24 protein-coding genes are annotated in these 22435 nt (G+C 39.4%); 17 read left to right on the forward strand and 7 right to left on the reverse strand.

Annotation, left to right across the window (positions count from 1 at the left end):
• The first annotated feature begins 23 nt into the window (after positions 1 to 23).
• From rpsH to rplQ, 13 genes are all read left to right on the forward strand, one after another.
• The gene (gene rpsH, locus V6256_RS02810; RefSeq protein WP_341596536.1) at positions 24 to 416 is read left to right on the forward strand and encodes a 30S ribosomal protein S8; all 393 of its coding nucleotides are present in this window, start codon (positions 24 to 26) and stop codon (positions 414 to 416) included.
• A gap of 10 nt (positions 417 to 426) precedes the next feature.
• On the forward strand, positions 427 to 960 hold the full coding sequence (gene rplF / locus V6256_RS02815; protein ID WP_341596538.1) for a 50S ribosomal protein L6: 534 nt from the start codon (positions 427 to 429) through the stop codon (positions 958 to 960).
• Positions 961 to 969: 9 nt separating this feature from the next.
• The gene (gene rplR / locus V6256_RS02820; protein ID WP_113819685.1) at positions 970 to 1320 is read left to right on the forward strand and encodes a 50S ribosomal protein L18; all 351 of its coding nucleotides are present in this window, start codon (positions 970 to 972) and stop codon (positions 1318 to 1320) included.
• 11 nt (positions 1321 to 1331) lie between these two features.
• Positions 1332 to 1832: a 30S ribosomal protein S5 gene (gene rpsE / locus V6256_RS02825; RefSeq protein ID WP_025563067.1), complete on the forward strand. Its 501-nt coding sequence runs from the start codon at positions 1332 to 1334 to the stop codon at positions 1830 to 1832.
• Between the two features lie 6 nt (positions 1833 to 1838).
• Positions 1839 to 2021, forward strand: coding sequence for a 50S ribosomal protein L30 (gene rpmD / locus V6256_RS02830; RefSeq protein ID WP_025563066.1), 183 nt, complete (start codon positions 1839 to 1841; stop codon positions 2019 to 2021).
• A 2-nt stretch (positions 2022 to 2023) separates the two neighbouring features.
• Positions 2024 to 2458 (forward strand): 50S ribosomal protein L15, encoded by a 435-nt coding sequence (gene rplO / locus V6256_RS02835; RefSeq protein ID WP_341596541.1) that lies wholly within the window; start codon positions 2024 to 2026, stop codon positions 2456 to 2458.
• Positions 2459 to 2464: 6 nt separating this feature from the next.
• Positions 2465 to 3793 carry a preprotein translocase subunit SecY gene (secY, locus tag V6256_RS02840; protein ID WP_341596543.1) on the forward strand — a complete coding sequence of 443 codons (1329 nt, stop codon included), beginning with the start codon at positions 2465 to 2467 and terminating at the stop codon, positions 3791 to 3793.
• 39 nt (positions 3794 to 3832) lie between these two features.
• Positions 3833 to 3946, forward strand: coding sequence for a 50S ribosomal protein L36 (gene rpmJ / locus V6256_RS02845; protein ID WP_005417265.1), 114 nt, complete (start codon positions 3833 to 3835; stop codon positions 3944 to 3946).
• A 137-nt stretch (positions 3947 to 4083) separates the two neighbouring features.
• Positions 4084 to 4440 (forward strand): 30S ribosomal protein S13, encoded by a 357-nt coding sequence (gene rpsM / locus V6256_RS02850; RefSeq protein ID WP_333388689.1) that lies wholly within the window; start codon positions 4084 to 4086, stop codon positions 4438 to 4440.
• An 11-nt stretch (positions 4441 to 4451) separates the two neighbouring features.
• Positions 4452 to 4841, forward strand: a complete 390-nt coding sequence (gene rpsK, locus V6256_RS02855) for a 30S ribosomal protein S11 (protein ID WP_019613697.1) — start codon at positions 4452 to 4454, stop codon at positions 4839 to 4841.
• 33 nt (positions 4842 to 4874) lie between these two features.
• Positions 4875 to 5495 (forward strand): 30S ribosomal protein S4, encoded by a 621-nt coding sequence (gene rpsD, locus V6256_RS02860; protein WP_341596546.1) that lies wholly within the window; start codon positions 4875 to 4877, stop codon positions 5493 to 5495.
• 25 nt (positions 5496 to 5520) lie between these two features.
• Positions 5521 to 6507 (forward strand): DNA-directed RNA polymerase subunit alpha, encoded by a 987-nt coding sequence (locus V6256_RS02865; protein WP_113819691.1) that lies wholly within the window; start codon positions 5521 to 5523, stop codon positions 6505 to 6507.
• A gap of 35 nt (positions 6508 to 6542) precedes the next feature.
• Positions 6543 to 6923, forward strand: coding sequence for a 50S ribosomal protein L17 (gene rplQ, locus V6256_RS02870; protein ID WP_341596547.1), 381 nt, complete (start codon positions 6543 to 6545; stop codon positions 6921 to 6923).
• Positions 6924 to 7038: 115 nt separating this feature from the next.
• Here the strand turns inward: rplQ and oxyR are convergent, their stop codons facing one another.
• Positions 7039 to 7944: a DNA-binding transcriptional regulator OxyR gene (oxyR, locus tag V6256_RS02875; protein ID WP_341596548.1), complete on the reverse strand. Its 906-nt coding sequence runs from the start codon at positions 7942 to 7944 to the stop codon at positions 7039 to 7041.
• 259 nt (positions 7945 to 8203) lie between these two features.
• On the opposite strand from oxyR, the gene trmH reads away from it, so the two are divergent.
• The 3 genes from trmH to V6256_RS02890 are packed head-to-tail and all read left to right on the forward strand — an operon-like array spanning position 8204 to position 11744.
• Positions 8204 to 8890 (forward strand): tRNA (guanosine(18)-2'-O)-methyltransferase TrmH, encoded by a 687-nt coding sequence (trmH, locus tag V6256_RS02880; RefSeq protein WP_341596549.1) that lies wholly within the window; start codon positions 8204 to 8206, stop codon positions 8888 to 8890.
• Positions 8891 to 8905: 15 nt separating this feature from the next.
• The gene (locus V6256_RS02885; protein ID WP_341596550.1) at positions 8906 to 10345 is read left to right on the forward strand and encodes a DUF2868 domain-containing protein; all 1440 of its coding nucleotides are present in this window, start codon (positions 8906 to 8908) and stop codon (positions 10343 to 10345) included.
• Between the two features lies 1 nt (position 10346).
• Entirely contained in the window at positions 10347 to 11744 is a 1398-nt protein-coding gene (locus tag V6256_RS02890; protein WP_341596551.1) for a GTPase/DUF3482 domain-containing protein, read from the forward strand.
• A 13-nt stretch (positions 11745 to 11757) separates the two neighbouring features.
• On the opposite strand, the gene V6256_RS02895 is transcribed toward V6256_RS02890, so the two are convergent.
• The gene (locus V6256_RS02895) at positions 11758 to 12636 is read right to left on the reverse strand and encodes a phospholipase A (protein ID WP_341596552.1); all 879 of its coding nucleotides are present in this window, start codon (positions 12634 to 12636) and stop codon (positions 11758 to 11760) included.
• A 111-nt stretch (positions 12637 to 12747) separates the two neighbouring features.
• Here V6256_RS02895 and recG point away from each other — a divergent pair, with 111 nt between their 5' ends.
• Positions 12748 to 14820: an ATP-dependent DNA helicase RecG gene (recG, locus tag V6256_RS02900; protein ID WP_341596553.1), complete on the forward strand. Its 2073-nt coding sequence runs from the start codon at positions 12748 to 12750 to the stop codon at positions 14818 to 14820.
• A gap of 76 nt (positions 14821 to 14896) precedes the next feature.
• Here the strand turns inward: recG and glnG are convergent, their stop codons facing one another.
• The 5 genes from glnG to glnA all read right to left on the reverse strand — a co-directional run bounded on the left by glnG (position 14897) and on the right by glnA (position 22058).
• Positions 14897 to 16297: a nitrogen regulation protein NR(I) gene (gene glnG, locus V6256_RS02905; protein WP_341596554.1), complete on the reverse strand. Its 1401-nt coding sequence runs from the start codon at positions 16295 to 16297 to the stop codon at positions 14897 to 14899.
• A gap of 41 nt (positions 16298 to 16338) precedes the next feature.
• On the reverse strand, positions 16339 to 17400 hold the full coding sequence (gene glnL / locus V6256_RS02910; protein WP_341596555.1) for a nitrogen regulation protein NR(II): 1062 nt from the start codon (positions 17398 to 17400) through the stop codon (positions 16339 to 16341).
• A gap of 11 nt (positions 17401 to 17411) precedes the next feature.
• Positions 17412 to 17939, reverse strand: coding sequence for a DUF4124 domain-containing protein (locus V6256_RS02915; RefSeq protein WP_341596556.1), 528 nt, complete (start codon positions 17937 to 17939; stop codon positions 17412 to 17414).
• 228 nt (positions 17940 to 18167) lie between these two features.
• Positions 18168 to 20339: a glutamine synthetase III family protein gene (locus V6256_RS02920; protein ID WP_341596557.1), complete on the reverse strand. Its 2172-nt coding sequence runs from the start codon at positions 20337 to 20339 to the stop codon at positions 18168 to 18170.
• 300 nt (positions 20340 to 20639) lie between these two features.
• Positions 20640 to 22058, reverse strand: a complete 1419-nt coding sequence (gene glnA, locus V6256_RS02925; RefSeq protein WP_341596558.1) for a glutamate--ammonia ligase — start codon at positions 22056 to 22058, stop codon at positions 20640 to 20642.
• Positions 22059 to 22435: the final 377 nt, after the last annotated feature.

Below are 22435 nucleotides of genomic sequence, written 5' to 3' on the forward strand. Positions count from 1 at the left end.
ATTAAATCACGGAGTAAATAGTTATGAGCATGCAAGATCCTATTTCGGATATGCTTACGCGTATTCGTAACGGTCAAGCAGCAAGCAAAGTGTCTGTAAAGATGCCTTCTTCAAAGCAAAAAGTTGCAATTGCAACTGTGCTTAAAGCAGAAGGTTATATTGAAGATTTTGCTGTTGCTGGTGACACAAAGCCTGAATTAGAAGTTACATTAAAGTACTTCGAAGGCAAAAAAGTAATCGATACTATTAAACGAGTAAGCCGCCCAGGTCTTCGTATCTATAAAGGTGCAAATGATCTTCCTAAGGTTATGGCTGGTTTAGGTATTGCGATTGTTTCAACTTCTCAAGGTGTAATGACTGACCGAGCTGCGCGTAATGCTAGCATCGGCGGTGAAATCATCTGTTACGTATCTTAAGGAGTAATCTATGTCTCGTATAGCTAAGGCACCGATTACTGTTCCTGCTGGCGTAGAAGTAAAAGTAAACGGTCAAGAGATCACTGTAAAAGGTGGTAAAAGCGAATTAGTTCGTAATCTTAATGATGCTGTTGTTGTTAAACTAGAAGATGGCGTATTAACTTTCGCACCTGTTGAAGGTGTTAAAGACGCATGGGCACAAGCAGGTACTGCGCGTGCTAACGTTAACAATATGGTTGTAGGTGTAACTGAAGGCTTTAAGAAGACTCTTCTTCTTCAAGGTGTTGGTTACCGTGCACAAGTTAAAGGTCAAGAAATCAACCTAACTTTAGGTTTTTCACACCCTGTTGTTTACACTTTACCAAAATCGGTATCTGCAACGGCTACTAGCCAAACAGAAATCGTTTTAGAAAGTGCTGATAAACAAGTTGTAGGCCAAGTAGCTGCAGAGATTCGTGCATTCCGTCCACCAGAGCCTTATAAAGGTAAAGGTGTTCGTTACGCTGATGAAAATGTGCGTCGTAAAGAAGCGAAGAAAAAGTAAGGTAAGACTATGGATAAGAAAGCATCTCGTCTTCGTCGTGCTACTCGCACACGTAAGAAATTGCAAGATCTTGGTGCAACTCGTCTTGTGATCAACCGTACACCTCGCCATACTTACGCGCAGGTAATTACAGCAGACGCACAAGTCGTAGCAAGCGCTTCTACATTAGAAAAAGAAGTGATCGCACAAGTTAACAACGGTGGTAATAAAGAAGCAGCTCAACTAATTGGTAAATTAGTTGCAGAGCGTGCGGTAGAGAAAGGAATTACTAAAATTTCTTTTGACCGTAGCGGTTTCCAATACCACGGTCGTGTTGCAGCACTAGCTGACGCAGCTCGCGAAGCTGGTCTACAGTTCTAAGGGAAAAGATTATGTCAAAAGTAGAATCTCAAACCGGTGATCTGAACGAAAAGCTAATCGCAGTAAACCGTGTTTCAAAAGTAGTTAAAGGTGGTCGCATCTTTAGCTTCACAGCACTAACAGTAGTTGGTGATGGTAATGGTCGTGTTGGTTTCGGCTATGGTAAAGCGCGTGAAGTTCCTGCTGCTATTCAAAAAGCAATGGAAAAAGCTCGTCGTAATATCAGCGAAATTCAATTAAAAGGTAACACTCTGCAGCATCCTGTTAAGGGCCGTCATTCTGGTTCTAAGGTGTACATGCAACCAGCATCTGAAGGTACTGGTATCATCGCAGGTGGTGCAATGCGTGCCGTATTAGAAGTTGTTGGTGTACAAAACGTACTATCAAAAGCTTACGGCTCAACTAACCCAATTAACGTTGTTCGCGCTACGATGGATGCACTAGAGAGCATGAACTCTCCTGAGCAAATCGCAGCTAAGCGTGGCTTAAACGTTAGTGATATTCTGGGGTAATTCAGCATGGCTACTAAAACGATTAAAGTAACTCAAACCAAAAGTGCAATTGGCCGTTTACCAAAGCACCGTGCAACGTTAACAGGTCTAGGCCTACGTCGTATCGGTCATACTGTAGAGTTGCAAGACACTCCAGCAGTACGTGGTATGGTTAATAAAGTTTACTATATGGTTAAGGTTGAGGGGTAATAATGAAACTTAATACTCTATCTCCAGCAGCTGGCTCTAAGCCTGTTGCTAAACGTGTCGGTCGTGGTATCGGTTCTGGACTTGGAAAAACTGGTGGCCGCGGTCACAAAGGTCAAAAGTCTCGTTCAGGCGGTACTGTACGTCCTGGTTTTGAAGGTGGTCAAATGCCTTTGAAACAACGTTTACCAAAATTTGGTTTCACGTCTCGTAAATCTCTTGTACGCGGTGAAGTTCGTTTGAACGAAATTGCTAAAGTAGAAGGCGATATCGTGTCTCTAGAAACGTTGAAACAGGCAGGTCTACTAACAAACACAACTAAGTTTGCTAAAGTAGTTCTATCTGGTGAAATCTCTCGCTCAGTAACAGTACAAGGCCTTGGTGTAACTAAAGGTGCTCGTGCTGCAATCGAAGCGGCAGGCGGAAAAATCGAGGAATAATAGGCAATGGCTAAGAAACCAGGATTAGATCCGAAAGCGGCACAAGGAAACAAAATGAGCGAACTTAAAACGCGCTTGTTGTTTGTTTTAGGCGCTATATTAGTGTTCCGTGCAGGCTCTTTTGTTCCAATTCCTGGTATTGACGCCGCTGTCCTAGCTGACTTGATACAAGGACAACAAGGTACCATCGTAGAAATGTTTAACATGTTCTCTGGTGGTGCTTTATCTCGTGCGTCTATCTTTGCATTGGGGATTATGCCGTATATTTCTGCGTCTATAATCATCCAATTGTTAACGGTAGTTCATCCTCCTTTAGCGGAGCTAAAGAAAGAGGGTGAGTCTGGTCGTCGTAAGATTAACCAGTACACACGTTACGGTACTTTGGTATTAGGTACATTCCAAGCAATCGGTATTGCAACCGGTTTACCAGCAATGATGCCAGGCCTTGTAGAACATCCAGGTCTGCCTTTTTATATCACTGCTGTTGTTAGTTTAGTAACGGGAACTATGTTCCTTATGTGGCTAGGCGAGCAAATAACTGAACGCGGTATCGGTAATGGTATTTCTATCATTATCTTCGTAGGTATTGTTGCTGGGTTGCCTTCGGCAATCGGGCAAACTGCCGAGCAAGCACGTCAAGGTGATATTCACCTTCTTGTGCTACTTGCATTAATTGTTATCGTGTTTGCAACAACTGCATTTGTAGTTTTTGTAGAACGTGGTCAACGTCGAATCGTCGTTAACTACGCTAAGCGCCAACAAGGCCGTAAGGTTTTTGCTGCTCAAAGCACTCACTTGCCATTAAAACTAAATATGGCTGGTGTAATCCCTGCAATTTTTGCATCGAGTGTTATCTTATTCCCTGGTACTATTGCCCAATGGTTTGGTCAGACTGAAGGTTTAAGCTGGTTACAGGATGTTTCATTGGCTTTACAGCCGGGTCATCCGTTGCATATGATGTTATATGCAGCTGCTATTATCTTCTTTTGCTTCTTTTATACTGCACTTACGTTTAACCCACGTGACACAGCAGATAATCTGAAGAAAAGCGGTGCCTTTATCCCAGGAATCCGTCCAGGAGAACAAACATCACGTTACATTGATAAAGTGATGACGCGTCTAACATTAGCTGGTGCGTTATACATTACCTTTATCTGTTTGATTCCCGAGTTTATGATGGTTGCAATGGATACGCAGTTCTACTTCGGTGGTACTTCGTTATTAATTATCGTTGTTGTTATCATGGACTTTATGGCACAGGTGCAGACTCATTTGATGTCTAATCAATATGATTCTGTCTTGAAAAAAGCTAACTTGAAGGACTACGGAAAATAGTTTCCTAGCCTGACAGTTACATAACTACGGAGTGTTGCAATGAAAGTTCGTGCATCCGTTAAAAAAATCTGTCGTAACTGCAAAGTTATCAAGCGCAACGGTGTTGTGCGTGTTATCTGTGTAGAGCCAAAGCATAAACAACGCCAAGGCTAATACTAATATAGATTTTGGATCTATCAGCAGCTTAGGTGATTTTTTCATCTAAGCTGTGTTTTGTTTGCTAATTTATCATTTGTCGAGTATCCTACCGGGCTTTTCACAAATGAATCGTTAACTTTAAGGAGTGCATAGTGGCCCGTATCGCTGGCATTAACGTTCCTGATCATAAGCATGCAGTTATCGCATTAACTGCTATTTTTGGCATCGGCAAGACTCGTTCACAAATTATTTGTGCACAGTCAGGCGTAGCTGAAACTACTAAGCTTAAAGATCTGGATGAAACACAAATCGAAGCTCTTCGTACAGAAGTAGCTAAATTCGCCGTTGAAGGTGATTTACGTCGTGAAGTATCTATGAGCATCAAGCGTCTTATGGACCTTGGTTGTTACCGTGGACTTCGTCACCGTCGCAGCTTGCCTCTACGTGGACAGCGTTCTAAAACGAATGCTCGTACTCGTAAAGGTCCGCGTAAAGCAATTAAGAAATAGGGTAAGAGATAATGGCTAAAACACCAACTCGTGCTCGCAAGCGCGTTAAAAAGCAAGTTGCTGATGGTATGGCTCACATCCATGCTTCTTTCAACAACACAATCGTAACTATTACAGACCGTCAAGGTAATGCTCTTTCTTGGGCTACTGCAGGTGGTTCTGGTTTCCGTGGTTCTCGTAAATCTACTCCGTTCGCTGCACAGGTTGCTGCTGAGCGTGCTGCTGAAGCAGCAAAAGAGTACGGTCTTAAAAACGTTGAAGTTTTTGTAAATGGACCAGGACCTGGTCGTGAATCTTCGATTCGCGCACTAAACGCGGCGGGTTTCCGTGTAACAAATATTACTGACGTTACACCGATCCCACATAATGGTTGTCGTCCACCAAAGAAACGTCGCGTTTAATCGCAACTTTCTAAGGTAATTGGAGAAAGAACAATGGCAAGATATTTAGGTCCTAAGCTTAAGCTTAGCCGTCGTGAAGGCACTGATTTATTTTTGAAATCAGGTGTTCGAGCGATCGATTCTAAGTGTAAAATCGAAAACGCACCAGGTGTACACGGTGCACGTAAACCACGTCTATCAGACTACGGTTTACAATTACGTGAAAAGCAAAAAGTTCGTCGTATGTACGGCATCTTAGAAAAGCAATTCCGTAACTACTACAAAGAAGCTGCTCGTTTACAGGGCAACACTGGCGAAAACTTACTTCAACTTCTTGAAGGCCGTTTAGACAATGTTGTATACCGCATGGGCTTTGGCGCGACACGTGCTGAATCACGTCAACTAGTTAGCCATAAAGCTATTCTAGTGAACGGTAAAGTTGTAAATATCCCTTCATTCAACGTTAAACCAAGCGATGTGATCTCAATCCGTGAAAAAGCTAAAAAGCAATCACGTATTGGCGCTGCACTAGAAATCGCTGGTCAACGTGAAGCCCTTGGTTGGGTTGAAGTTGATACAACGAAGATGGAAGGCGAGTTTAAACGTCAACCTGAACGTTCAGATTTATCTGCTGAGATTAACGAACAGTTAATCATCGAACTTTACTCTAAGTAAAGTTAACTGTTAAGAGAGGGCACAAATGCAGGGTTCTGTAATTGATTTTCTAAAACCAAGATTAGTTGATATCGAACAAGTTTCAACAACTAGAGCAAAAGTGGTTCTTGAGCCACTAGAGCGTGGCTTTGGCCATACTTTGGGTAATGCTCTTCGTCGTATTTTGTTATCATCTATGCCGGGAACGGCGGTAACTGAAGTCGAGATTGATGGTGTACAACATGAGTACAGCACAAAAGAAGGCGTGCAAGAAGATATCCTAGAGATTCTTCTTAACCTTAAAGGTCTAGCAGTTAAGCTTGAAGGTAAAAATGAAGTTTTAGTTAGTTTAACTAAATCTGGCGCTGGTCCTGTTACTGCAGGCGACATCATTCATGATGGTGATGTAGAGATAGTCAACCCAGAACATGTGATCTGTAATTTAACAGGCAATGCTGAAATCAGCATGCGTATTAAAATTGAATCAGGTCGCGGTTATGTTCCAGCTTCATCGCGTATTCATAGCGAAGAAGATGAGCGTCCAATTGGTCGTCTACTAGTAGATGCGACTTTCAGCCCTGTTGAGCGTATTGCTTACAGTGTAGAATCTGCTCGTGTTGAACAACGTACTGATTTAGACAAGCTTGTTATCGATATGGAAACAGATGGTACTTTAGAGCCTGAAGAAGCAATTCGTCGCGCAGCTACAATTTTAGCTGAGCAATTAGACGCATTTGTTGATTTACGCACTACTTATGAAGCACCAGTAGCTGAAGCTAAACCTGAGTTTGATCCAATTCTTTTACGCCCAGTAGATGATTTAGAACTAACTGTTCGTTCTGCTAACTGTTTGAAAGCAGAGTCGATTCACTATATCGGTGATCTAGTACAACGTACTGAAGTTGAGCTTCTTAAAACACCTAACTTAGGTAAGAAGTCACTAACTGAAATCAAAGATGTGCTTGCATCACGTGGACTGTCTCTAGGCATGCGCTTAGAAAACTGGCCACCAGCAAGTCTAATCGAAGATTAGTCTAAAACCGATTTACGAATAATAAGGATTAGGTTATGCGCCATCGTCAAAGTGGACGTCAACTTAACCGAAACAGCAGCCACCGTCAGGCTATGTTTCGTAATATGGCAATTTCTATTGCTACGCATGAAGTTATTAAAACTACAGTGCCAAAAGCAAAAGAATTGCGTCGTGTAATTGAGCCATTAATTACATTAGCTAAAACGGATAGCGTTGCTAACCGTCGTCTAGCATTTGCTCGTCTTCGTGATGATGCAGTAGTGGCAAAATTATTTAATGAACTAGGTCCTCGCTACGCGAATCGCCCTGGTGGTTACACTAGTATCATTAAATGTGGTTTCCGTACTGGTGATAAAGCTCCTATGGCTTATATCCAGTTTGTAGACCGTCCAGTTGTAGCGGACGAAGAAGCGTAAGTTTCTTTATAGTTGCAATAAAAAAGCCGAACTTATGTTCGGCTTTTTTGTATCTGTAGTTTTTACGGCTAATCTAAGTTTATCTTTATCAGTTAACCGTCAATTATGGCAGCTATTATTGATATTCTGCTAATCGCTTTGAAACTGTTTTGTTAATTAATTCTGCTAACTGATCAAAGCATACTTGGCGTGCACTGTTGTTACGGCTAAGTAATACAATCTTTCTAGAAGGTACTGGTGCTTCAAATGGGATATATTTAACACCTGATTGTGCGCGATTTAACGGTATAGCCAGTTGCGGTAATAAAGTCAGTCCATTTTCTGCACTGATCATATGTCGTAAAGTTTCTAAACTGGTTGCCTTAAAGCTACTGTCTTCGATTGCGCCTGCGGTAAAACAAAAGCCTAAAGCCTGATCTCTCAAGCAATGTCCGTCCTCAAGCATCAATACATGCTCTCCACTGAGTTCTTGAAGGTTAATCAAACGGTTATTAGACCATGAATGCTTATCTGATAGTGCAAGCTCTAAGGGTTCGTCGTATAGCTCTACTTGTTTAAAGTTTTCCATACCAGGTAACACTGCTAACATTAAGCAATCAAGCTCACCTTGCTCTAATTGCTTTAATAACACCGCTGTTTGGTTCTCATGTAGATAAAGCTCCAAGTCAGGAAATGTTTCTTTCATAATTGGAATAATTAAAGGTAATAGATAAGGCGCCACTGTAGGAATTAAACCAATATGCAAGGTACCGCGCATTGGCTCATTATGACTTTTTGCTAACTCTCTTAAGGATTTCGCTTCTAAAAGGATGGTTTTAGCCTTGGCCACTATATCCAGCCCTGCAGGCGTAAAAATAACCTTTCTTGAAGACCTTTCCATTAATTGGACATCTAGCTCTTCTTCTAGTTTCTTTATCTGCCCACTTAATGTTGGCTGGCTGACAAAGCATTTATCAGCTGCTTTACGGAAGTGTTTTAGTTCTTCTAAAGCAATTAAGTATTCAAGATCTCTAAAATTCATTATCTAACCTATTTGACGTATCTATTTTTTATTCGTTGTTCACTATAGCATATAGCAAAACTAGGATTTATACCTCTAAGATCAGCTTTATTCTCTAAGTTTAGTGATCGTTTAATTTACTATTAATTTGAGTGGGACTTTAATAGATCAAACCTCCTATTATTAAGTGTTAAGGTTATCTCTGCTATCTAGATAGCTTTAGCCTCTATTAAAACATCTATATAATAAGCTCTTTTATAATTGCTAAGTGTGAGAATGTATGACGCCTGAACGTTTTGCCCGAATAACTTCTATGTTAAACCACCGTCAACCCGATTTAACGGTTTTTATGGAGCAAGTTCATATGCAACACAACCTTGCTGCCATTGTAAGGACTGCAGATGCAATGGGAATTAATAATGTTCATGCTACTTGGGATATTGATTCGTCACGTATTTCACGTAATGTTGCCTCAGGTAGTCAAAAATGGGTTAATGTACATTCACATGATACGGTACAAGATGCTGTTGCTGCGTTGCGTGAACAGGGGATGCAAATTATCGCCACTAATTTATCTGCAACAGCGATTGATTTCCGTGAAGTTGATTATACTAAGCCGACTGCAATCATGATGGGCCAAGAGAAGTTTGGGATCAGTGATGAAGCATTGGCATTAGCTGATCAAGATGTAATTATTCCTATGGTGGGGATGTGTCAGTCATTAAACGTATCAGTCGCTTCTGCTATTATTATGTCTGAAGCACAACGACAACGCCAAATAGCGGGTATGTACGGACAAACTTGTCGACTACCTGAAGAAGAGCAACATCGTATTTTATTTGAAGGTGGACATCCTATTTATCGCCAGTTATGCAGAGAAAAAGGTCTGCCTTACCCACCTTTAGACTCTGAAGGGCAGATTGATGCTCCTGAAGCATGGTGGAACGCCATTCGTGGCCGTAAATAATAAAGAGGAATCTAAGTGGATCAATACCAGCAACGTATAGTAACCGAAGGTATTCGTGTAATTGAAAATGATTCCCCAGCTGATAGTTTTAATGCCGATTATAGCGAATTAAGCTTTGATGCGGCATTAGCTAAGCGTACTCAGCTTGCTGAGCTACGTTATCAAGTGACACCTGTATTTTTTCACTTTAAGCAACTATTTAGACGTTTTTCAGTACTAGTCTCTTTGATTTTCTTAATGATTGGGGCAACCAGTGTGTCACAATTTCTTGTTAATAATGCTGGCACGCAAATTAACTTTTTCTGGGCAATTTTATTATTTATTGTCCCAAATCTATTGTCATTACTGATTTGGTTAATCTTTTATTTTAGAAAAGTTAACTTAAATATTAGTTGGATTGCTAACCTTAGCCTTTCTGGAGTTAGAGGGCTGGATAAGTTACATCATAAATTGACCAGTAAGCATGACTATTATACTAAGTTATTTCAGTTCTATTTTGATCATCGTTTCATTTCTTACATGGGCAAGGCTCAACTCTCTTTTATTAGCCACCTTTGGTGGAGTTGTTACTTATTAGGGGCAACTTGCTCTCTATTGGTAGTACTAGCGACCCACCAAGTGGATTTTATTTGGGAAACAACAATTTTAAGTGCTGATGTATTCGCACAGTTGACGAGTATGTTAACGCTTTTACCTAATTTATTAGGGATATCCGTTCCACATAGTGCAGACGTGACGAATGCAGGTATTAGTATTGTAAACACTTTAGAAATTGCACAAGCAAACCGTATTAGCTGGGCTAATTTACTTATTTTCAGTCTAATCGTGTATGGTTTATTACCACGTATTTTATTAATGTTTACTTTTAAACAGAAAATTAAATACCAACAAAAAAAGTTCAAAATAAACTACTCATTACCGTATTACATTCAGTTAAAAAGCCTATTACAGCCTATTGTACATCACCGTTTTATTAGTGATCCTGATGTGTCTTCTATACTAGATAAAGAAAACTCAGCGGTTATCGATAAATTTTATAATCAACACCTTACTATGCCACTCGATGCTTACCCGCTAGCGATTGAACTCAATAAGTCGACGCTTTTAGCTGCGCAACAACATGCTGATCAATACTATTCAATAAACTTAACGAATATTCTAGATAGCGAAAGCCAGCAATACGCTTTATCGGAATTAACGATGTCTGATAAATCTGATTTGGTGCTGTATGTTGATATACGCAGAGCCCCAGACCGAGGTTGGTTAAGTTTGGTGAATAAACTGTATTATAAAGACGCTACAAAACTTTATTTAGTTTTATTAGGGACTGAGCCCTTACAAAATAATCAAAAACGGCTTGAGCGATTACAAGACTGGTTAGAGGCAGCTAATAAAGTGCATATCAGTTCATCTCGTGTTACCTACATACACCCTAATAATAAAAGTGAGGGGTAAGATGGATAAGAAACAATTATCAGTAGCAGTCGTCGGGCATGCAAATACAGGTAAAACATCGTTAATTCGTACTTTACTTCGCGATGCAAATTTTGGAGAGATAGCAGATAAAGCGGGCACCACTCGTCATGTAGAAGGTGCTGAAATTAGGATAGATAGTAATCAGAGTATTATTATTTACGATACGCCTGGGCTTGAAGACTCAATTCATTTGTTAAATACCATTGATCAGCTTCCACAGGAAGAGCATCAAGATGGCATTGATCGTTTGTTAGCTTTTATTAATTCTGCCCCCTTATTTCCTGATTTAGAGCAGGAGATAAAAGTACTCAAAGCATTATTAAGTAACGATATTATTTTTTATGTGATTGATGTGCGTGAGCCTATTTTAGGTAAATACCGTGATGAATTAAAAATATTAAGTTATGCGGCTAAGCCCATTATACCGGTACTTAACTTTATAGAGTCTGATGATGCAGATGTGAAGGGGTGGACGACACAACTCGCGCGTTTAAACCTACATGCGTTTGTGAGTTTTGATAGCGTGGTATTTAAATTCTCCGATGAACTAAAAATCTATCAAAAGATGCAGACGTTATTATCTCAGTACGAGGCACAACTCGATGTTTTAATTGCGCAACGAAAACAACAATGGCAAGAGAGAGCCACAGCTGCTCAGCAACTTATCGCAGTATTACTTGTAGAGTCTGCCGCATGCCGTTTTAAAGCTGATAATGATGAAAAAAGTATTGAGCTTTTCAGTGAAAAATTGCAATCAACAATGCGCAAATTAGAAACCAAAACACTTAATCAACTATTAAACCTCTACCAGTTTCAACAACAAGATATTGACCAATATGAGTTGCCTATACAGCAAGGTAAATGGGAATTGGACCTGTTTTCTTCAGATCATCTACAAGAATTTAGCTCTAAGGTCAGCGGCGACTTCGTAAAAGGAGCCGGTGTTGGTGTTGCCGTTGATTTAGTGGCTGCTGGAATGACCTTGGGCGCCGCAGCGGTTGCCGGTGGGGTAATGGGCGTTCTGTGGGGAGTCAAACAACGATATTATGATGAAATCCATGCGAAGGTTACAGGTTATCGTTACCTTTGTGCGGACGATACAACATTACAAGTTTTATGGACGCGTCAGCTTAACTTATTAAGTGCATTACAACAGCGTGGTCATGCTAGTTTTACCAAAATGTCATTGGTTAACACTACGAGTGATGAGAAACCGTTACCCAAACGCTGGAATAAATGGCTAAGTAAGGCTCGTCATCACCCTCAATGGCTGTCTTTAAATAATAGTGATCAGCCTTCATTTAAAGGTAAAAAACAACAATTAATCGATGAAATTGTGCAAAGCTTAAATAATGAAATAATCCCTAAAGATGAATAATCCTCGTTACTGATTACAAAAAGTCAGTGACGGCGATCCCTAAACCCACCGTATTAGTGTATTCATTGTATTCAATTAAACTATTACCGTAACCGGAAAATACTTGGATGTAGCCTTTTATTCGTCCGTATAAAGGAAAGCTCCATGAAGCTTTCAATGAGCCTTTACTAAAGCCACTTTCAAGGTTGTTACGACTGACCAGTGAGTAAACGTGATCATCCTGCTTGTAGGCAAGCATTACTTGACCATGTCCGAAATAATCTAATAAATCAGGATTATCGTCATCATCGGATGATTCAGAGAAGCGGTACCAAGGGTTGACGTTGACAACAAGATTTTGTCTACTAAAAACTAGGTTACCATTCAGGCGATTCCAACTTCGAGAGGAAGGCTCGCTACGTCCATTGGATTGGTGAGTAAAACCAAATGAAGCGCTTTTAAATTCCCAACCTGCTGCTAGCTTCTTATCTGTATCCCATACTAGAAAGGCTTCTGGCTCATAGTTTGTTTCACGAAAGGGAGCTGAGCCTTTAGTGTCGTATGCCTGCCAAAATGAGACTTGAGTATAAGCAACATAACCTGAAATCGGGAGGTCTGCTATATGGTCAAAGAGCGGTAATTTGATACTAATTTGGTACTTTATTTCGTTGCGTTGTGGTGTGCTATCATTACTTTCACCTTGGTATAAATCATAGCCTTGTATTTTGTCATTATAATACAGGGGTAAGATGTAGTTAGGCTTATGCGCTAAAATAGAGAATTCGAGACCCTCTACTGTCGATTCATCTTCAGCACGTTGTTCGATAACATCAACATCATTTTGCTCTATATCTTCACTCTCAGCGAATATACCGGTGCTAAAAAATAGCGTTATTAATATGAGTAAGTACATTCTTTTACCTTATACAAAAACTTAAGTGATAATCGCCTATATTAACCTATAATCACCTTTAGTGGTTTATACATTACGTATTAAATGAATAATAGTTAACAGAGGTAGTAAATGAAATTAAGTAAAATACCTTTGTCTGCACTAAAAGGTGTGGGAGCAAAGGTTGCAGAAAGGCTGAGCAAAATAGGCTTAAATACAGTCGAAGATTTATTGTTTCATTTGCCGTTGCATTATCAAGATCGCACTCGACTTTATGCAATTAAAGATATTAAAGATGGTATGCAAGTTAGCATACAAGGTGAAGTCGTTAGCTGTCAGGTTCAATTTGGTAAACGTCGTATTTTAAAGTGTAAAATAAGTGATGGGGAAGGGATCGCTACATTAAACTTTTTTCACTTCAATGCTGCTCAAAAAAACAGTTTTAAAGAAGGGCAGTGGATAAAATGTTTTGGCGAATTTAAGCGCGGTTATCAAGGCCTTGAGGTGACTCACCCAGAATATTCATTAGTGGCAGAAAACACATCGAGTTCCGTAGAGGAGGTGCTAACACCTATTTACCCGACTACTGAGGGTTTAAAGCAAAATAGTTTACGCCAATTAACAGAGCAAGCATTACAACACTTACAACAAAACCAAGTTGAAGAGTTAATCCCCACCTCGTTACTGATGCACCCTATTAGTTTATTTGATGCATTGATGACGATACATCGTCCACCTCCGTCAGCGAGCATAGAGCAATTAGAAGAGCGAACTCATCCTGCTCAACAACGTTTAATTATCGAAGAGTTATTAGCGCAACAAATTAGTATGTTGGCATTACGAGAGCAAGCACAACAGCATAAATCGCCCGTATTGAATGCACCTGGAGTGTTGTCGCAACAGTTATTGAATAATTTACCGTTTTCTCCAACGGAAGCACAACATCGAGTTAATGCTGAGATTCAACAAGATTTAAACCTTGAGCTACCTATGATGCGTTTAGTACAAGGTGATGTGGGATCGGGTAAAACATTGGTCGCAGCATTAGCGGCACTAACTGCGATAGAGGCTGGATATCAGGTTGCCTTAATGGCACCAACAGAGCTGCTAGCAGAACAACATCTATTAAACTTCCAAAGTTGGTTTGAGCCATTAGGTGTGCGGGTGGGGATGCTATCTGGAAAAATGAAAGTAAAAGAAAAACGTAATCAAGTTGAAAATATTACCTTAGGCTTATCACAAATGGTGATTGGCACTCATGCTTTATTTTCAGAGAACGTTATTTTTCATAATTTAGCGTTAATTATAGTCGATGAACAACATCGCTTTGGTGTTGATCAACGTTTATCGTTACGCGAAAAAGGCGTTAATAATGGTTTGGTTCCACATCAATTAACCATGACCGCAACACCCATTCCTAGAACGCTTGCTATGACAGCCTATGCGGATTTAAGTGTTTCTGTAATAGATGAATTGCCGCCGGGCAGAACACCGATTAAAACGGTTGCATTGGCCGACTCTCGACGAGAAGAGATAATTCAGCGTGTTTATAAAGCGTGTAAAGAGGAAGGCAGGCAGGCTTATTGGGTATGTACCTTGATTGAAGAGTCAGAAGCGTTAGAGTGCCAAGCAGCAGAAGATACCGCCAATAATTTACAGCTGGCTTTGACTGATTTACGTATTGGCTTGGTTCATGGGCGAATGAAAGCAGCGGAAAAACAATATGTAATGGATTCATTTAAAGCGGGTGAGTTAGACTTATTGGTTGCGACAACCGTTATTGAGGTTGGTGTAGATGTTCCTAATTCTAGCCTTATGATCATTGAAAACCCTGAGAGGTTAGGCTTAGCACAATTACACCAGTTGCGTGGGCGTGTAGGACGAGGAAAGGTCGCTAGTCATTGTGTATTACTTTACAAATACCCATTATCTAAAACTGCTTTAAAACGATTAAATGTGTTGCGAGAAAGTAATGATGGATTTTATATTGCAGAGCAAGATTTAGCGATTAGAGGACCAGGAGAGGTATTAGGAACAAAACAGACTGGCATTGCAGATATGAAAATTGCAGATCTCTTGAGAGACCAAGCTTTAATTCCTCAAGTACAATCACTGGCATTAGCTTTAATTGACGCTCACCCTGAATATATTCGTCCATTAGTGGACCGTTGGCTAGGTGATAAACCTGTTTATGCGCAAGTATAAAAAAACCTAATTCTGATCAGAAAATTAGGTTTTTATTTAGCATTAAGCTGAAACAGGGCGATTATAAAAGTATTAATTAATCGTTTAAGTTAAGTTCTTTTAGTTTGCGCGTTAGTGTATTGCGTCCCCAGCCTAACAATTTTGCTGCTTCATGTTTTTTGCCTTGCGTATGTTTCAAGGCACTTTGCAGCATTATTTTTTCAAATTCAGGTAATAATTGCCCTAGGATATTTGTTTCACCATTTTTAAGTTGTGTATCAGTCCATTTTTTTAGGCTATCTTGCCACTGCTCTGGCGCATTGCCCTGATCTGGTGTTTCTTGCTCTCCTAGCTCAGGCGGTAAATCATTGATATGAACTTCTTGACCACTGGCCATTACAGTTAACCAACGACAAATATTTTCAAGTTGTCGAACATTCCCAGGCCAAGGTAGGCCACTGAGGTAATTAATGGTTGCTTTAGTTAATTGTTTACTTTCAACATTTAATTCATTGGCAACAATCTGCAAAAAGTGATTCGCTAGTAGTGGTATATCTTCGCGGCGTTCTTTTAGTGCAGGTAACTGTAAACGGATCACATTCAAGCGATGGAATAAATCCTCACGAAAGTCACCACTTTGTACTTTTTGCTCTAAATTTTGATGGGTTGCAGCAATGATACGGACATCTACTTTAATCGCTTGATGGCCACCAACACGATAAAATTGCCCATCCGCTAATACGCGTAATAAACGCGTTTGTACGTCTAAAGGCATATCACCGATTTCATCTAAAAATAAAGTGCCTCCATCAGCTTGCTCAAAGCGACCTTGTCGATTTGCAGCAGCTCCTGTAAAAGCGCCTTTTTCATGACCAAATAATTCAGCTTCTATCAATTCTTTTGGGATCGCTGCCATATTAAGCGCAATAAAGGTCTCATTTTTGCGCGGGCTATGCTTATGTAACGCATGGGCAACAAGTTCTTTACCTGTTCCTGATTGACCGTTGATCAATACACTCATACTAGAGCTAGACAAACGCCCGATAACACGGAAAACCTCTTGCATTGCCGGTGCTTCACCAATAATTTCAGGGGTTGCAATGGCTTGTGCAGTCGGTTTCTTTTGTTGTTTTAGCTCCTTACTATGATTTAGTGCACGCTTGATAAGTGCCGTTGCTTCATGAATATCGAAAGGTTTAGGTAAATATTCAAATGCACCACTTTGATAAGCATTAACTGCGCTGTCTAAATCTGAATGTGCCGTCATAATAATGATCGGAATAAGGGGATAGCGTTGATGAATTTTTTGCATCAACTCTAAACCATCTATACCCGGCATTCTAATATCTGAAATAATTATTTCAGGTTGTTCAATTAATAATTGCTGCCATAAACACTCTGCATCTGGAAAGCTTGCATGCTCTATATTTTCAGCTTTTAATGTTCGTTCTAAGACCCAGCGAATGGCATGGTCATCATCTACTATCCAAGCTGTCATTGTTCATCCTTAATATTTTATTTTTATTGCATGGCTCAAAATTATATTGGTAAATAAATAGAAAACTCTGTTTTACCTTTTTGGCTGGCAACTTCTATACGTCCAAAATGTTGTTTAATTAATTCTTGTGCGATTGATAAACCTAACCCTGTACCGTCTTTTCGTCCAGTAACCATTGGGTAAAAGAGGGTGCTTTGTAAGTGCTCAGGGATCCCAGGACCGGTATCAATTACTTTTATTTCTGTAGATAAGCGTTGTGATAATCCATTGATTACAACTTGAGTCGCGGCACGTGTACGCAGCGTAATAGTGTGTTCACCAGGTTCATTTTGTAAAGCTTGTACTGCATTTTGTACTATGTTTAATAGAGCTTGTTGCAACTGATCTGGTTGCATTTCAAAATCTGGGATACTTGGATCATAGTCCATCTTAATTTTAATGTGTTGTGGTAAATTTAAATTAACTAGCTTACGAACACTTTCTAAGACAGAGTGAATATTATGAATACTTTTTGTGCCTACTTTTTGTGGTCCTAATAATCTATTAACAAGCGCACTTAATCGATCTGCTTGTTCAATAATGATTTGTGTAAATTCTTTTAAATCTGCACTAGGCAGTTCAGCCTCTAACAGTTGTGCTGCACCACGCAAACCACCTAATGGGTTTTTAATTTCATGGGCTAAGCCTCTAACAAGCTCCTGTGCCGCTTTTTGTTGGTGTTCTTGATAATGTACTTGGCTAATACGCTTTTGATGTTCAATGCAGCGCATTTCGATCAATACGTAAGATATTGAATTGATAATGATATAGTTTGCGCTTAAATCAATCAGAATAGGCTGACCATCAATTAATAAAGACAGTTCATTTGCAGTAAAAGAAGATTGGTCAACAAGTAACTCCTCTATAATTTTTGAAGAGAAATGATATTGTTTTGCGAGGGTTTTTAAGTAATTCCCATATAACCTTTGCTTGCTTTGTGAGAGTAAATGCTCGCTTGCTGGGTTAGTGTAGATCACTTTTAAAGAGGTATCTAAAACCAAAAAAGCGGTTTGCGCTTCTTCGAGAAAGGTAAAAGCAAGTTCTTTACAAGGTTCTTTTAACATAGTCCTACAATCTATTTAATAGCTGCTCGTTGTAAATGAACAGTAACAACTTGTGTCTTAGTTAATATATTGCCCTCATTATCTAATAGTTTCACTTGTAACTGATGAGTGCCTCGGTCAATATTTAATGCACGAATTGTTGTTGATTTTTGTGATTTACCAAATGCTACACCATCTATAAATAGTTGTAATAATTGGTTGTTATTTAGTTCTGGCCTTATGTCTACATTGATATCTATAGTGCCATTATTACTACGTATTGCTATATCTTCTTTGGGTGAAAGTATCTTGATACTGTATTCACCTTGAGTGACTTCTGTTGTTTTGTTCTGCTTCAATTGTATTGTTTGTTGGTTCTTGCTTGTAGACATTAAGTTTTGCTTTTCAATAGATATTTTTTGTGCACCTATTAAGGGGGCAATATCTGAAAAGTGACTGTTACCATTAGCATCAACCCAATGATAAATTTCTGCCTGAACTCTTACCGAAGCCAACGTTAAAAACAATAACATTGATAAATAAGTAACGATATCTTTCATCATACTTCCTTTCAATATTAGCCTGATTTATTAACAGTATAGTGTTTATTACACTGCTTATTGATCTGGTAGGTAATAGAGAAAAAAATATGTTTAATTAATTGATGCCTATCGTTCCTTCATTTTATTGTGAATAGTGATTAATCATCATATGAATGACGATAATACTATTTTATAAAAAGTGGCTTTCTCAAGAGAAAGCCACCAAGGTCTTTTTATTATTGAATATTACTTAATAAATAACATTTCTGAATATTTAGGTAGAGGCCATAATTCATCCGCTACTAATAATTCAAGTGCATCACCGTGTTCACGTACTTCAGCCATTAATGGACAAATTACATCAGCACTATGGCGCATATGCGCTTCGGTATCTGCAAAGTCATGTTTAGCAATTTCAGCTTCAAGCTTAGTTGTTGCTGCTAATAGACCATTAATATGCTCTGCTACTGACTTAGCAACTGATGAGTCTAATTCAATACCTAAATCTAGTGTTGAAGCAGAGGCTAGCGTTAACTCTGAAACATACGCAATTGCTGCTGGGTAAATTTTAGTTTTAGCGATATCAATAACTAATTTAGCTTCTACTTCAATCGCTAAATTGTATTGTTCTGCATAAACTTCGTAACGGCTTTCTAATTCAACTGGTGATAAAACACCTGTTGTTTCAAATAGCTCGATAACTTCAGGCGATTTAAATGCTGGTAAAGCATCAGCTGTTGTTGGGATGTTTTTCAGGCCGCGTTCTTCAACTGCCGCTGTATGCCAATCTTCTGAATATCCGTCACCACCGAATACAACATTACCGTGTAATTCCATTAATTCTTTAAGAACAGTAATTACAGCAGCCGTTTTATCTTGCTTTTCTAAAGCAACTTCTAGTTTCTCAGCAATCCAGTTTAGTGAATCAGCAAGCATTGTATTCATTGCAACTAGAGAACCTGAAACAGACTGCTCTGAACCTACAGCGCGGAATTCAAAGCGATTACCTGTAAATGCAAATGGAGAAGTACGGTTACGGTCACCTGGATCACGTGCGAAATTAAGGATTTGAGAAAGACCCAGATCCATTTCACCACCTTGAGTACAAGTTGTTAGTTTACCTGTTTTAATTTCGTCATATACTCTTTCTAATTGGTCACCTAGGTAAACAGAAAGAATCGCTGGTGGCGCTTCGTTAGCACCTAGACGGTGATCGTTACCTGCAGAAGCAATAACTGCACGTAGTAATGGACCAAATTTATGTACACCACGAATAACTGCACCACAGAATAATAAGAATTGTAGATTCTTATGTGGCGTCTTACCTGGATCTAATAAGTTACCTTGTGTGCTGTTACCAACAGACCAGTTAACGTGTTTACCTGAACCATTTACACCTGCGAATGGTTTTTCATGTAATAGACATAGGAAGCCGTGCTCTTTAGCTGTTTGCTTCATCATTGTCATTAACAATTGTTGTTGATCTGCACCAACGTTAGCTGCGCCGTAGTAAGGTGCAATTTCAAACTGACCTGGTGCAACTTCGTTATGGTGTGTTTTAGCTGGGATACCTAGCTTGTATAGTTTGTCTTCGAAATCTTGCATGAACACTTGTACACGTGCTGGGATTGCACCGAAGTAGTGATCATCAAATTGTTGACCTTTAGCTGGAGCCGCACCAAATAATGTACGACCTGCTAATAGTAAGTCTGGACGTGCGTTAGCAAAGTTTTCATCAACTAAGAAGTACTCTTGTTCTGGACCACAACTTGAATCAAGTGCTGCTACTTCTTCTTCGCCCATTAATTTAAGTACTTTTTGTGCTGCTTCATTCATTGCTGAATTAGAGCGAAGTAATGGGATTTTTTTATCTAGTGCTTCACCAGTCCAAGACATGAATACACTTGGAATCATCAGTGTTGCGCCATTTGCAGTATGCTGGATGTAAGCTGGGCTTGTTGGATCCCATGCTGTATAACCACGCGCGGCGTTAGTCATACGTAGGCTACCATTAGGGAAAGATGAACCGTCTGGTTCGCCTTTAATAAGTAAGCTGCCAGTGAACTCATTGATAGCATTACCATCAGAGTTCGTTAGAATGAATGCATCATGCTTTTCAGCAGTGATATTTGTCATTGGATAGAAAACATGAGAGAAAAATTTTGCGCCTTTTGCTAAGGCCCAATCTTTCATTGCTGCTGCAATGATGTCTGCAGTTGCTTTATCTAAAGCTTCACCAGTTTTCACTGTTTTTTTGATCGCTTTAAAAGCATTTTTTGATACTGCTTCTTCCATTTTTGCTAAATTAAAAACATCAGTTGCCCAGATTTGATTTAGTGGCTCAGTTTGAACGACCTCTTTTGGTGCACGGTTAGTAATTTGTTCAATTGCTTGAAGGCGGACTTGATTTCCACTCATGTGATGCTCCTTGCTTCTATATAAAGGCGCTGCGTTTAGCAGCCATGTTATTTTTAAATGTATAAATAAAAAATATATAACTTAGAAAGCAAGAGTTAGACCAACTTTAGTTTTTTTGAATAATTACAGTTAGGAAGACGGATAATATCTTAAATCCAGATTAGTGAATGACTGTTTAAGCTGCTTTGTAAATGTTATAGGCTTTTTATTACAGGGAATAAGCAGTTTACTGTCTATTAGATAATAAAAAAGGCCGCAATGGCGGCCTTTTATTGAGTACGTAATGTTTAAATTTTTAAACTATACGCTGTAGTATAAATCGAACTCTTTAGGATGTGTTGCTTGAGATACTGCTTCACACTCTTTAGTTTTTAACTCGATAAATGCGTCAATACCTTCATCAGAGAATACACCACCTTCTGTTAAGAATGCACGGTCCGCGTCTAGTGCAGCTAGTGCTTCTTCAAAAGAAACAGCAACTTGTGGAATTGCATCAGCTTCTTCTTTAGGTAGATCGTATAAATCTTTATCTAGAGACTCACCTGGGTGGATCTTATTTTTAATACCGTCAAGACCAGCCATTAACATCGCAGCGAAACCTAGGTAAGGGTTCATTGTTGGGTCAGGGAAACGTACTTCGATACGTGCTGCACGAGCAGTTGGTACGATTGGAATACGAATTGACGCTGAACGGTTACCTGCTGAGTAAGCAAGCATTACAGGTGCTTCAAAACCAGGGATTAGGCGTTTGTACGAGTTAGTTGATGAGTTAGTAAATGCGTTTAGTGCTTTAGCATGTTTGATGATACCACCGATGTAGTACAGTGCCATCTCAGAAAGACCACCGTATTGGTCACCAGAGAATAAGTTCACGCCATCTTTACCTAATGATTGGTGACAGTGGTTACCAGAACCGTTATCGCCAACTAAAGGCTTAGGCATAAACGTTGCTGTTTGGCCGTATGCATGCGCTACGTTATGAACAACATATTTATAAATTTGGATTTCATCTGCTTTTTCAACCATTGTGTTGAAACGACAAGCGATTTCATTTTGACCAGCTGTTGCTACTTCGTGGTGATGTGCTTCAACAACTAAGCCCATTTCTTCCATGATTAAACACATAGCAGAACGGATGTTTTGAGCTGAATCAACAGGTGCAACTGGGAAGTAACCACCTTTGATACCTGGACGGTGACCTGTGTTGCCATCTTCATAAGAAGTACCAGAGTTCCAAGCAGCTTCTTTCGCATCAACTGAGTAGAAAGCACCAGCAATACTGTTACCGTATTTAACATCGTCAAATAGGAAGAATTCAGGTTCTGGACCGAATAATACAGTATCAGCAATACCAGTAGAGCGCATGTAAGCTTCAGCACGTTTTGCAACAGAGCGTGGGTCACGGTCGTAACCTTGCATTGTTTTTGGCTCTAATACGTCACAACGTAAGTTTAGCGTCATGTCATCTGTGAATGGGTCTAGTACAGCAGTTGCAGGATCAGGCATTAATACCATGTCTGAATCTTGAATGCCTTTCCAACCAGCAATTGAAGAGCCATCGAACATTTTACCTTCTTCAAAAAAGTCTTCATTTACTTGATGGTGTGGAATTGAAACGTGTTGCTCTTTACCATGCGTATCAGTAAAGCGTAAATCAACGAATTTTACTTCTTGCTCTTGGATAAGAGTTAAAACGTCTTGGATTGTTTGTACAGACATGTTGTTGAACCTCATTTGACATCGGAAATTATTACGACGCTAATCAATATTTTTATAAATCAAATATGATTTGCCATCATTGTAAGCTTAATTATTTATCACGCAGCGAATATTATGCCAACTTGATGAACCCTACTATAACCTAGATCATTCACTTTCAAAATGGAACTATAAATTATTTTTGCACCGATTTGGTGCTTCTTGCATCTATTTTGGTGCGTTTTTCAATAAGCGGTCAGTATATCCTGTTTATTTCTCATTTTTGGGCATTTTCGCTAACTGTGATCGACTTAAAACTTTCTATTTTTGAAATTATGTTTACAATGTGCGCACATTTGGCTAGAACACTTTCTGTGTTTTTATTGCCTAATTCTTTT

Source organism: Psychromonas aquatilis (genome assembly GCF_038155185.1).
GTDB lineage: Bacteria > Pseudomonadota > Gammaproteobacteria > Enterobacterales > Psychromonadaceae > Psychromonas > Psychromonas aquatilis.

Excerpts from the sequence above, each read along its gene's own strand:
- oxyR (WP_341596548.1), bottom strand. The coding sequence starts at position 7,944 with ATGAATTTTAGAGATCTTGAATACTTAATTGCTTTAGAAGAACTAAAA.
- rpsH (WP_341596536.1), top strand. The coding sequence starts at position 24 with ATGAGCATGCAAGATCCTATTTCGGATATGCTTACGCGTATTCGTAAC.
- glnA (WP_341596558.1), bottom strand. The coding sequence starts at position 22,058 with ATGTCTGTACAAACAATCCAAGACGTTTTAACTCTTATCCAAGAGCAA.
- rpmJ (WP_005417265.1), top strand. The coding sequence starts at position 3,833 with ATGAAAGTTCGTGCATCCGTTAAAAAAATCTGTCGTAACTGCAAAGTT.
- rpsD (WP_341596546.1), top strand. The coding sequence starts at position 4,875 with ATGGCAAGATATTTAGGTCCTAAGCTTAAGCTTAGCCGTCGTGAAGGC.
- V6256_RS02895 (WP_341596552.1), bottom strand. The coding sequence starts at position 12,636 with ATGTACTTACTCATATTAATAACGCTATTTTTTAGCACCGGTATATTC.
- secY (WP_341596543.1), top strand. The coding sequence starts at position 2,465 with ATGGCTAAGAAACCAGGATTAGATCCGAAAGCGGCACAAGGAAACAAA.
- rpsK (WP_019613697.1), top strand. The coding sequence starts at position 4,452 with ATGGCTAAAACACCAACTCGTGCTCGCAAGCGCGTTAAAAAGCAAGTT.
- rplQ (WP_341596547.1), top strand. The coding sequence starts at position 6,543 with ATGCGCCATCGTCAAAGTGGACGTCAACTTAACCGAAACAGCAGCCAC.
- V6256_RS02865 (WP_113819691.1), top strand. The coding sequence starts at position 5,521 with ATGCAGGGTTCTGTAATTGATTTTCTAAAACCAAGATTAGTTGATATC.
- V6256_RS02920 (WP_341596557.1), bottom strand. The coding sequence starts at position 20,339 with ATGAGTGGAAATCAAGTCCGCCTTCAAGCAATTGAACAAATTACTAAC.
- V6256_RS02890 (WP_341596551.1), top strand. The coding sequence starts at position 10,347 with ATGGATAAGAAACAATTATCAGTAGCAGTCGTCGGGCATGCAAATACA.
- glnG (WP_341596554.1), bottom strand. The coding sequence starts at position 16,297 with ATGACAGCTTGGATAGTAGATGATGACCATGCCATTCGCTGGGTCTTA.
- rplO (WP_341596541.1), top strand. The coding sequence starts at position 2,024 with ATGAAACTTAATACTCTATCTCCAGCAGCTGGCTCTAAGCCTGTTGCT.
- rplF (WP_341596538.1), top strand. The coding sequence starts at position 427 with ATGTCTCGTATAGCTAAGGCACCGATTACTGTTCCTGCTGGCGTAGAA.
- trmH (WP_341596549.1), top strand. The coding sequence starts at position 8,204 with ATGACGCCTGAACGTTTTGCCCGAATAACTTCTATGTTAAACCACCGT.
- V6256_RS02915 (WP_341596556.1), bottom strand. The coding sequence starts at position 17,939 with ATGAAAGATATCGTTACTTATTTATCAATGTTATTGTTTTTAACGTTG.
- recG (WP_341596553.1), top strand. The coding sequence starts at position 12,748 with ATGAAATTAAGTAAAATACCTTTGTCTGCACTAAAAGGTGTGGGAGCA.
- glnL (WP_341596555.1), bottom strand. The coding sequence starts at position 17,400 with ATGTTAAAAGAACCTTGTAAAGAACTTGCTTTTACCTTTCTCGAAGAA.
- rpsE (WP_025563067.1), top strand. The coding sequence starts at position 1,332 with ATGTCAAAAGTAGAATCTCAAACCGGTGATCTGAACGAAAAGCTAATC.
- rpmD (WP_025563066.1), top strand. The coding sequence starts at position 1,839 with ATGGCTACTAAAACGATTAAAGTAACTCAAACCAAAAGTGCAATTGGC.
- rplR (WP_113819685.1), top strand. The coding sequence starts at position 970 with ATGGATAAGAAAGCATCTCGTCTTCGTCGTGCTACTCGCACACGTAAG.